Genomic DNA, 10941 nt, shown 5'->3' on the forward strand with positions numbered 1-10941 from the left:
CCCCCGCCGGCGTCACGCGTGCTTCGTGCGCGCCGCCGCGTCCAGGCCGAGCAGCCCGACGGCAGTCTCGCGCATCTCCACCTTGCGGATCTTGCCGGTCACCGTCATCGGGAACGCGTCGACCACGTGCACGTAGCGCGGGATCTTGAAGTGCGCGAGCTTGCCCGCGCAGTACTCGCGCAGCACGTCGGCGGTGAGCGCGGGAGCACCCGGGCGCAGCTTGACCCACGCCATCAGCTCCTCGCCGTACTTCTCATCGGGCACGCCGATGACCTGCGCGTCCACAATGTCCGGGTGGGTGTAGAGGAACTCCTCGATCTCGCGCGGGTACACGTTCTCGCCGCCGCGGATGACCATGTCCTTGATGCGGCCGACGATGTTGACGTAGCCGTCGTCGTCCATGACCGCGAGGTCGCCGGTGTGCATCCAGCCGTCGGCGTCGAGCACGTCGGCGGTCTTGGCCGGCTCGTCCCAGTAGCCGAGCATCACCGAGTAGCCGCGCGTGCACAGTTCGCCCGCGGTGCCGCGCGGCACGATGCCGCCGGTGTCCGGCGCGACCACCTTGATCTCGACGTGCGGGTGCACCGCGCCGACGGTGGACACGCGTTGTTCCAGGCTGTCGTCGGTGCGGGTCTGGGTGGACACCGGGGAGGTCTCGGTCATGCCGTAGCAGATCGTCACTTCGGTCATGCCCATGTCGCCGATGACGCGCTTCATCACCTCGACCGGGCACGGCGCGCCCGCCATGACGCCGGTGCGCAGCGTGGACAGGTCGTAGTCCGCGAAGTCCGGTTCGGCGAGCGCGGCGATGAACATCGTGGGGACGCCGTACAGCACCGTGCAGCGCTCGTCCCGGACGGCACGCAGCGTGGCGGCGGCCTCGAACGCGGGCGCCGGGATCACCATGCACGAGCCGTGCGCGACGGCGCCGAGGTTTCCCATGACCATGCCGAAGCAGTGGTAGAAGGGCACCGGCAGGCAGACCCGGTCCTCGTGCGTCCAGTGCTGGAGTTCCGCGACGAACCAGCCGTTGTTGAGGATGTTGCGGTGTGAGAGCGTCGCGCCCTTGGGGAAGCCGGTGGTGCCGGACGTGTACTGGATGTTGATCGGGTCGTCCGGGCCCAGTGCGGCTCCGGCGGCGGCGAGGCGGGCCGGGTCGGCGGCGCGTCCCGCGGCGACCAGGTCGTCCCAGTCGGGGGAGTCGAGGAAGACGACGCGTTCCAGCGCGGCCGCGTCGCCGCGGACCTCGGCGACCATGGCGCGGTAGTCGCTGGTCTTGAACGCGGGCGCGGAGACCAGCAGCTTGATGCCGGCCTGGCGCAGCACGTACGCCAGCTCGTGGGTGCGGTAGGCCGGGTTGACGGTCACCAGCACCGCGCCGATCTTCGCGGTGGCGAACTGGGTCAGCGTCCACTCGGCGCGGTTCGGCGACCAGATGCCGACCCGGTCGCCCCGCGTGACACCGGCTTCCAGCAGGCCGAGGGCGACGGCGTCCACGGCGTCGGCCATCTCGCGGTACGTGTAGCGGCTGCCGGCGGCTCTGTCGACGAGCGCGGGCCGGTCGCCGTAGGCGGCCACGGTGCGGTCGAACGCGGCGCCGATCGTCTCGTCGAGCAGCGGCGCGTCGGTCGGGCCTTTCGCGTACGACGGCACCTCGACGTCGGGCGCGGCAGGCTGGGCAGCGGTCATGGCGATCCCTCCGGCGGACGACGGCATGGCGGAGCCACCTGTCCGCATGGGCCGGACGCGGGGCGTACGCATGGATGATGCCCACACAGGACGTAATCGACCAGACCTTGACCCGAGTGTCTTCCGCCGATTCCCCCGCGCGGCGCGGCCCCGGCGCGGGCAACCGCCGGGGAGCGCCCGGCGGCGGCGCCCGGGGCCTGGGGAGACACTGGGAGGTACCGGAACCACGGGAACGGAGGTACCGCGATGTCGGCTGCGAAGCACTGGACCGTGGACCTGTACCTGACCGAGAAGACCGCGACCGACGAGTACGACGGCGAAGCGGTGCGCACACACGCCGAGGCCCGGCTGAGCACCGGCGACGACGAGGAGATGCGCGGCTGGGGGAACGCCCGCAAGCATCCGGCGGACCGCGACGTCCCGGAGATCGGCGACGAACTCGCCGCGGCCCGGGCCCTGTCCGACCTGGCGCACCGGCTGCTGCACGTCGCCGCCGCGGACATCGAAAGCTCGACGGGGCAGCAGGCGGCGCCGCGGTCGTAGGGCCGGGTCGGCTCCGGACGGCGCGCACCCGCCACGCGGACGATGCCGCGTGGCCGGTGCGCGCGTGTGCCGGATTCGGTGTCGGAGTTCGGCAGCGGACTGCGCTGTCGGGGTGCGGTGTCGGGGCGCGGTGTCGGGGTGTGGCGTCAGCCCGCGGCGTCCGCGGCCGGGGAGGCCTTCGGCGCCGCCGGCGCCGCGGCCGGTTCGGCCGGGTCGGGTTCGCGGACGCGGATCGACCGCAGCAGCACCTGCGAGACGTCGGTGACCTGGACCGCCTCGTCGGCCTTGCCCTCCTGCTTGCGGGTGGCGACGCCGTCGGTGAGCATCACGATGCAGTAGGGGCATGCGGCGGTCACCAAGTCCGGTTCGGTGCCCAGGGCTTCGTCGGTACGGGTCTCGTTGATGCGGGTGCCGATGGTCTCTTCCATCCACATCCGCGCACCGCCCGCGCCGCAGCAGAACGAGCGCTCCTTGCTGCGCGGCATCTCGGTCAGCCGCACGCCCGGCACGCTGCCGAGGATCTCGCGCGGCGGGCTGAAGACCCGGTTGTGGCGGCCGAGGTAGCACGGGTCGTGGTAGGTGACCGCGGCGTCCACCGGCGTGGTCGGGACGAGCTTGCCGGCCGCGACCAGCTCGGCCAGCAATTCGGTGTGGTGGATGACCTGGTAGTTGCCGCCGAGCTGCGGGTACTCGTTGCTCAGCGTGTTGAAGCAGTGCGCGCAGGTCACGACGATCTTGCGGGCGCTCGCGTCGCGGTCGCCGAATGCCCGGTCGAGCGTCTCGACGTTCTTCTGCGCCAGCTCGTGGAACAGCATCTCCTGGCCCATGCGCCGGGCCGCGTCGCCGGTGCACGACTCCGACTTGCCGAGCACCGCGAACTCGACGCCCGCCGCGTGCAGGAGTTCGGCGACGGCGCGGCTGGTCTTCTTCGCGTTGTCGTCGAGCGAACCGGCGCAGCCGACCCAGAACAGGTACTCGACGTCCTCCGGGAATTCGCCCTTCGGGAGGACGCGGACCTCGAACGGCAGGCCCTTGGCCCACTCCAGCCTGGCCTTGCCGCCACGCCCCCACGGGTCGCCGGAGCGCTCCAGGTTGCGCAGCATCGAACCGGCTTCCTTGGGGAACGCCGACTCCATGAGCACCTGGTAGCGGCGCATGTCGACGATGTGGTCGATGTGCTCGATGTCCACCGGGCACTGTTCGACACATGCGCCGCAGGTCACGCACGACCACAGCACGTCGGGGTCGATCACGCCGCCCTGCTCCTGGGTGCCGACCAGCGGCCGGGCGGCCTCGGCGGCGTCCGCGGCGGGCAGGGCCTCGCGGGCTTTGTCGTCGGCGGCCAGCAGGTAGGGGGCCTTCGCAAGGGCATGGTCGCGCAGCGCCATGATCAGCAGCTTCGGACTGAGCGGCTTGCCGGTGTTCCACGCCGGGCACTGGGACTGGCAGCGGCCGCACTCGGTGCACGTCGCGAAGTCGAGCAGGCCCTTCCAGGTGAAGTCCTCGACGGCGCCCCGGCCGATCTTGTCGTCCTCGTCGGGGTCCTCGAAGTCGACCGCCTTGCCGTCGGAGTAGACCGGGAGCAGCGTGCCGAGCGCGCGCGGGCGGCGGGAGAACAGCACGTTGAGCGGGGCCAGGAAGATGTGCAGGTGCTTGGAGTGCACGACCAGCACGAGGAAGCCCAGGACGACGGCGAGCGTGCCGAGCAGGCCCGCCGTTTCGAGCGCGTCGTTGGCGCTCTCGCCGGCCGGCGCCAGCCAGTCGGCGACCGCCTGCGACGCGAACGCCCCGTGTTCGAAGGGGAAGTTGCCGGTGTTGATCTGCGCGGCCCGGCACAGCAGCAGCGTCCACATGACGTTGAAGATCATGAAGAGGACCATCCACGCGGCAGCGGTGTGGGAGCCGAAAAACCGCGACTTGCGGCCTTCCCGCGCGGGGGATTGCACCAGCCGGATGGCCGAGAAGGCGACCAGGCCGACCAGCACCGCGACGATGAAGGTGTCCTCCAGTGCGCCGAGCCACGTCATGGTGCCGATCAGCGGGATGTGGAAGTCCCGGTCGAACAAAGCCCCGTAGCCTTCGACGATCGTCGCGCCGAGGATGACGAAGCCCCAGAAGACCGCGAAGTGCGCCGCGCCCGCCCCCGTCCACTTCAGCAGCTTGCGCTGCCCGAAGACCTCGGTGGCGACGGCCCATAGCCGGGTTCCGACGTTGCGCGTGCGGTCCGGCTCCACTGGCTGGCCGCTTGCGCCCAACCGGTAGAGGGTGAACACGCGCCGGCCGGCGAGCGCGAACGCCGCCGCCGTCAACGCCAGACCGATGACGAGTCGTACAACCACGTGCGCCTCCGCGAAGGGTTGGGGGTGGTACGTGCTCCGTTCTCGGGGCCGGGCGCCGGATGCGCCCGGCGGATCCGGGCCGCGCTGTTCCTCGGGGGTGCTCTGCGTTCCGGTGTGTTCCTCGGGTCTGCTTGCGTCCCTGCCGTCGGCGGGACGGTCAGGGGGTGGGGCCGCCGCGTTCCGCGGTGCGCTGCCGGGCGATCGCCGCCAGCAGGGCAGGCAGCACGTCGTGCAGGTCGCCGACCACGCCCACGTCGGCGATCCGGAAGATCGGTGCCTCCGGATCGGTGTCGATGGCCACGATCGTGGCCGCGTGGTGCATGCCCGCCCGGTGGTGAACCGACCCGGAGATGCCGCACGCCAGATACAGCCGCGGATGCACCACGGCCCCGGTCTGCCCGATCAGCGCGTCCTGCGGGCACCAGCCGCGGTCCGCCGCGGTGTGCGTGCCGCCGACCGCGCCGCCGAGCGCGTCCGCGACCTTCTCGATCAGCGTGAAGCCCTCCGCCGACCCGACGCCGCGTCCGCCCGCGACCACCACCGACGCGCCCGCGACCCCCGGCCGCCGGTCCGCCTTCGGCCGCCGCGCCAGGCACCGAACGCGCCGCGACGACTCCGCGAGGGACACGAACATCCGCTCCACGACCGGGTCGACCGGATCGGGTTCGGCCTCGCCGGCCCCGGTGTCCACGGCGATCACCGGCGTCCCGCCGCGCACCGCCGACTCCACCCGGTACGTCCCGCCGCACACTTCCTGGACGGCCACCGGCCCGTCGGGGCCAGGCCGTACGTCCACCGCGCCGGTCACGATGCCGCCGCCCAACCGCACCGCGAGCCGCGCCGCGACCTCGCGGCCCAGCCGGCCCGACGGCACCAGGACGGCGGACGCGTCCATCTGCCACGCCAGTTCGGTCAACGCCTCCAACGCCACGGCGGACTGCGCCGCGGAGTCCTTGCCGTCCGGATCGGCGGGCTCCGCCACGCAGATGCGTGCGGCACCGAACCGGGCCAAGGCGTCCACGCCGTACGCCGCGACCGGATGGCACACCACCGCCACCGGATCGCCCAGGCGGCGCGCCAACGTCAGCAAACGGAACGCCGACGCGCGCACGGCACCGTCCGCACCACCGACGGCGGAAGCGCCGCCGTCCCTTTCCACGAGCACGAGCACAGGTCGCACAGGGCCTCCCGCGCAAGGCCGGACACCCCCGGCCGATCGGAACCGATCAGATCAACTGGTGCTCCGTGAGATACCGCGCGAGCCGGGCCGCCGCGGCGTCCGGTTCGCCTTCCACCAGCAGCGCGGGCCGCCGCGCCGCATGCGGGGCCACCCGGCGCACCGGACTCGCCGACGCCGCCAGCCCCACCTCGTCCGCCGGGATCCGCAGATTCGCCAGCGACCACGTGCGCACGGCCTTCTGCCGCGCCTCCACGATCGCCTGGAACGCCGGATAGCGCGGCTCGCCGACCCGGTCCGTCACCGACACGACGGCCGGCATCGGCACGGCGAAGTCCTCGATGTGGTCGCCGTCTTCGCGGCGCGCCACGATCACGTCGCCGTCCGCCCAACCGGGATCCGCCCACACGCCGTCCGCCTCGCACACCGACGGGACGCCGAGCCGCTCGGCGACCATCGCGGGGACCACCGACATCCCCGAATCGGTGGACGCCACCCCGCAGATCACCAGATCGAAACCACACCGGGCGAGTGCCGCGGCCAGCACCCGGGAGGTCGCCTGCGCGTCGGAACCGTGCAGCGCCTCGTCCACGATGTGCACACCCTCGTCGGCACCGAGCGCGAGCGCCCGGGTCAGCGTGCGGATCGCCTCCGGCGGCCCCATCGTGACCGCGGTGATCTGCACGTCCAAGCGGCGCCGGGCGATCCGCATCGCCTGTTCGACCGCATACTCGTCCGCCTCGCTGAGCCGGCCCGTCAACTGCGCCCGGTCCACGGTCATGTCCGCCGCGAACACCGCTGCGCTGGACGGGCGATCGACGATCTCGTCGGGCACGTGCTTGACCAGGACCACAAGCTTCACCGGGCTCGCCTCCGCTCGCCTGCGGATCGTGCTGCCGACGGCGAGTGTAGGGGGATCGATCGCGAACGGACAGAGCCAACGCCGAGCAGCCGCGGGCACTTTCCCCGTCACCCGCACCGGTCCACGGCCCGCCGCACGGAAAGTGACACGCCATCAGCCCGGTTCTTGAAACCGCAGCCCACCCGGGGAAAGCTGCCGCGCGTAACACTGCGCACGTCGCGCGGCCGCGGTGCCGCGGACGCCTATCGAGGGGGACACGCCCACATGAGCGGACTGGTGCGACGGCGGCTGAGCGCGCACGTCTACGCGGCCGAGCAGACCCGCCCCGGCATGGGCATGTCCAACTCCGGCCTGATCGCCGCAGGCGGCGGCCTGGTCGTCGACACCCTGTTCGACCTCGCCCTGACCCGCGACCTGGCCAAGCTCTACGCCGACGTCCACCCCGCGTCCCCGCGCCGCATCGTCAACACCCACCACAACGGCGACCACTGCTGGGGCAACCAGCTCTTCCCCGACGCCGAGATCATCGCGCACCGCGGCTGCGCCGACCGGTTCAGCGCCACCGCTCCGGCCCACCTCGACGCGATACGCCGCATGACCGACCCGCCCGAACACCTGCGCGACCTGCACGAGGAACTCGCGCCGTTCGACTTCACCGGCGTCGAACTCGCCCCGCCCACCACGGTCGTCGACGGCGACACCGTCCTCGACCTGGACGGCGTCCGCGTCGACCTCGTCTACGCCGGACCCGCGCACACCGAAGGCGACCTCGCCGTCCACGTGCCCGACGAAGGCGTGGCACTCCTGGGCGACTTGCTCTTCCACGGCTGCGCACCCGTCGGCTGGGAAGGCTCGACCGCGCAGTGGATCGCCGCGCTGCGCCGGATCGAGGCGCTGGAGCCGGAGCACGTCGTGCCGGGGCACGGGCCGGTCTGCGGCGTGGAGGGCGTGCGGGTGCAGCGCGAGTACCTGGAAGACGTCCAAGCCCTGGCGCGCGAGGCCTGGGCCGCGGGGAAGTCCGTGCTCGACTGCTGCCGCGGCCTGGAGCGCGGGCCTTACGCCGCGTGGGACGAGCCGTGGCGTGCGGCCGCCAACGTGCACCGGGTGTACCGCGAGTGCGAGGGCGCCGCGTGGGACGCGCCGTACGACACCGCCGCCGTGCTGCGCGACACCCGGGCGCTGCGCGCCCTGTGGTCCTGACACCGCCGGGGTGGCACAAGGTCGGGCGCGCGACGCCGATGCCGCGGCCGTCGCGCGCCCGGGGGCGCTCCGTTGGACTGATCGGAGCCGCCCTGCGTCGGCAAGGGGCCGCCCGGCCCAGCCGACGATCGGGGACGCCGCCCGCGGGGCGGCGTGCGCGGCACCGGAGCGGGTGGCCGTCCGGTGCGGTGTCTCCAGTCTCCGGGAGGGCGGCCGGGCCAAGGCCGGGACGAAGGTCCCGAACCGGGCGGCGAACGTCGTCCGTTGGCCGGATCCGCTTCCTTCCGTGGTGCCACTCTGGCGCGCGCGGCGAGGCCGCCACACGCCGACACGCCATCCGCGGAGCGCGGAAAGGGGGCTTTCGAAGGCGTCCGGAATCACCTCCCGGAACCGCGGGCTCACCCGCACCACCCGTGCACGCTCCGGGCGCCGTTCGGCCGTGGCCGAGCGCCCCCGGCCGCGATTAGCACACCAACTCGACAGCTGTCTCCAATGATCAAATCTGACCGAAAAGGAACCAACCTTTCCGCAAAAGTCGGTGCCCCCACGTGCTCTTTTGCCGCTAGCCTCACTCGCCGTCGCAGTCCGTAACGGTGAGCCAAGGGGTCGACGCAGTGGTACAAAAACTGGCTGTCCCGCCCATCTACACACCCTTCACACCCGCAATCCACCCGCGGCACGCGGCGATCGATCGGCAGACCGCCGAGTGGGCCGAGAAGTTCGGCATCGGCTCGGAAAGGCTCCGCCGCCAGCTCGTCGGCCAAGAGATCGGCACGTTCGCGGCCCGCATCCTCCCCGACGGCCAGGAGGAGGCGATCAGCATCCTCGCGGACTTCGTCCTGTGGCTGTTCGGCGTCGACGACGGCCACTGCGAGGAAGGCGCCCTCGGCACCGATCCGAGCGAACTCGTCGGCGTGCTCTCCCGCCTCACACGCGTCGCGCAGAACCCGGAAGCACCGATCATGGCCGACGACCCCCTGGCCGGCGGTCTGCGCGACCTGCGCCGCCGCATAGGCCTGTACGCCAGCCCGGCGCAGGCCACCCGCTGGGTCGACGGGCTCCGCGAGTACTTCATGTCGGTCGTCTGGGAAGCCGCGTTCCGCCGCGACGGCACCATCCCCGACCTGGCCGACTACACCCTCATGCGGCTGTACGACGGCGCGACGTCCGTCGTCCTCCCCGTGCTCGAGTTCGGCAACGGCTACGACCTCGACGCCAACGAGCGCGACGGGACCGAAGTCCGCGCCCTCGCGGAGATGGCCTACTTCATCATCACGTGGGACAACGACATCTTCTCGTTCCACAAGGAGAGCCGCGGCGACCACTATTACCTCAACGTCATCCGGGTCCTGGAAAAGGAATACGGCGTCGGGCCCGACGAAGCCCTCGACATCGCGATATCGCAGCGCGACCGGGTGATGAACCTGTTCCTGCGCGTCCGCGACCGGCGCCTCGCCGACGCCAGTCCCGAGCTCGCCCGCTACCTGGACAGCTTCGGCACCTTCATCCGCGCCGCGCAGGACTGGGGGATCACCTCGCACCGCTACACAACCCCGGACGACCCGGCCGACCTGCCGTCCGTCTTCCGCGACACCCCGGCCGATCCCGGCTGCGAACCGCTCGACATCGCCCCGATCACCTGGTGGTGGGATCTTGTCCACTGACCTCCACGCGGCTCCCGCCGCGGCCGCCGACCTGCGTTCCGTCCCCCGCGCCCCCGGCCGGATCCCGCTGCTCGGCCACGCCTGGCCGCTGTGGCGCCGCCCGCTGGACTTTCTGCGCGCTCTCCCCGCCACCGGCGACCTCGTCCGTGTCGACCTCGGCACCATGCCGGTCTACTTCGCGACCTCGCCGAGCCTCGTCCACGAACTCCTCGTGGTGCGCGCCCGCGAGTTCGACAAGGGCCGCTTCTTCGACCGGGCCCGGGTCCTGGTCGGCGACGGCCTGTTCACCGCGGGCGAGGAAGTGCACCGCCGGCACCGCAGGCTCATGCAGCCGATGTTCCACCGGGACCGCATCGCCGCCTACGTCGACACCATGTCCGTGCGCGCCCGCGCGTTGGCGGACAGCTGGCAGCCCGGACAGACCGTCTCCCTCACCGAGGACATCTACACGTACGCGGTCGGCACACTGTCGGAAACCATGTTCTCCACGGACATCGACAAGGCCACCTCGGACGCGATCCACCGCGAGGTGCCGATCCTCATCAAGTACGCGCTCGTCCGCGCCGTCGCTCCCACCGCCTTCGACCGGATCCCGGTCAAGGCGAACCGCGAGTTCGACCGCGCGACCGAGCGGGTGCTCGGCATCATCGACGACCTGATCGCGGCCGCCCACGCCCGCGGCCCGGCCGAGGGCGGCGACCTGCTGTCCACCCTGCTCGCCGCCCGGGACGCGGACACCGGCGAGTCCCTGACCGACCGCGAAGTCCGCGACGAATCCGTCGCCATCATGTTCGCCGGCACCGAGACCGCCGCCACGGCGCTGTCCTGGCTGTTCCACGAGATAGGCCGGGCGCCGGAGGTCGAGGAACGCCTGTGCGCGGAGATCGACGCGGTCGTCGGCGACGGCCCGGTCGGCATGGCCGAACTCGCGAAGCTGCCTTACCTGAACCAGGTCATGGACGAAGTCTTCCGGCTGCACGCGGTGCCGCTGCTGATGCGCCGCGCCATCCGGGACGTCGAATTCGCCGGTTTCCGGCTGCCGGCCGGCACCGAGATCGGCTTCAGCCTCTACGCCATGCACCAGGACGGCCGCGTCCACGACGACCCCCTGCGGTTCGACCCCGACCGTTGGTCGCCGGAGAATCGGGCGACCCGGCCGCGGGAAACACACATCCCGTTCGGCGCGGGCGTCCGCAAGTGCATCGGGGACACCTACGCCCGCACCGAGATCGCCGTCGCCGTCGCCACGATCCTCTCCCGCTGGCGGCTGCGGCCCGAACCCGGCGTCACCGTGCGCGAAGTCGCCGCCGCGGTCGCGCACCCCGACCGGCTCCCGATGATCGTGGAACCGCGCACCCGCTGACGCGCGGCCGCACGCGCGCCCGACACCCGTGCGTGCGGCACCGCGGCGCCCGGGTACCGCGGACGGCGAAGGCCGCCGTGGCCCGGAGCATGACCTGTTAACTG

General features: G+C 72.1%; 8 protein-coding genes. 4 read left to right on the top strand and 4 right to left on the bottom strand.

Annotated features, from left to right (window positions below; translation table 11 throughout):
- Nucleotides 1–12: 12 nt before the first annotated feature.
- Entirely contained in the window at nucleotides 13–1689 is a 1677-nt protein-coding gene (locus ACPA54_RS21825; protein ID WP_423532267.1) for an AMP-binding protein, read from the bottom strand.
- Nucleotides 1690–1935: 246 nt separating this feature from the next.
- Between ACPA54_RS21825 and ACPA54_RS21830 the strand changes: the two genes are divergently transcribed.
- The gene (locus ACPA54_RS21830; protein ID WP_423532269.1) at nucleotides 1936–2232 is read left to right on the top strand and encodes a DUF1876 domain-containing protein; all 297 of its coding nucleotides are present in this window, start codon (nucleotides 1936–1938) and stop codon (nucleotides 2230–2232) included.
- 146 nt (nucleotides 2233–2378) lie between these two features.
- On the opposite strand, the gene ACPA54_RS21835 is transcribed toward ACPA54_RS21830, so the two are convergent.
- From ACPA54_RS21835 to ACPA54_RS21845, 3 genes are all read right to left on the bottom strand, one after another.
- A complete protein-coding gene (locus ACPA54_RS21835) occupies nucleotides 2379–4571 on the bottom strand; it encodes a (Fe-S)-binding protein (RefSeq protein ID WP_423532271.1) in 2193 nt (730 codons plus the stop codon).
- Between the two features lie 157 nt (nucleotides 4572–4728).
- Nucleotides 4729–5751, bottom strand: a complete 1023-nt coding sequence (locus tag ACPA54_RS21840; protein ID WP_423532273.1) for an electron transfer flavoprotein subunit alpha/FixB family protein — start codon at nucleotides 5749–5751, stop codon at nucleotides 4729–4731.
- Nucleotides 5752–5797: 46 nt separating this feature from the next.
- Nucleotides 5798–6610, bottom strand: a complete 813-nt coding sequence (locus tag ACPA54_RS21845; RefSeq protein ID WP_423532275.1) for an electron transfer flavoprotein subunit beta/FixA family protein — start codon at nucleotides 6608–6610, stop codon at nucleotides 5798–5800.
- A 264-nt stretch (nucleotides 6611–6874) separates the two neighbouring features.
- On the opposite strand from ACPA54_RS21845, the gene ACPA54_RS21850 reads away from it, so the two are divergent.
- The 3 genes from ACPA54_RS21850 (at nucleotide 6875) to ACPA54_RS21860 (ending at nucleotide 10837) form a co-directional block, all read left to right on the top strand.
- Nucleotides 6875–7810, top strand: a complete 936-nt coding sequence (locus ACPA54_RS21850; RefSeq protein ID WP_423532277.1) for an MBL fold metallo-hydrolase — start codon at nucleotides 6875–6877, stop codon at nucleotides 7808–7810.
- A gap of 614 nt (nucleotides 7811–8424) precedes the next feature.
- Nucleotides 8425–9474, top strand: coding sequence for a selina-4(15),7(11)-diene synthase (locus tag ACPA54_RS21855; protein WP_423532279.1), 1050 nt, complete (start codon nucleotides 8425–8427; stop codon nucleotides 9472–9474).
- On the top strand, nucleotides 9464–10837 hold the full coding sequence (locus tag ACPA54_RS21860) for a cytochrome P450 (protein WP_423532281.1): 1374 nt from the start codon (nucleotides 9464–9466) through the stop codon (nucleotides 10835–10837). The genes ACPA54_RS21855 and ACPA54_RS21860 overlap by 11 nt, the downstream gene beginning before the upstream one ends.
- The last annotated feature ends 104 nt before the right edge of the window (nucleotides 10838–10941 follow it).

The organism is Uniformispora flossi (genome assembly GCF_049534875.1).
Taxonomy (GTDB): domain Bacteria; phylum Actinomycetota; class Actinomycetes; order Streptomycetales; family Streptomycetaceae; genus Yinghuangia; species Yinghuangia aomiensis.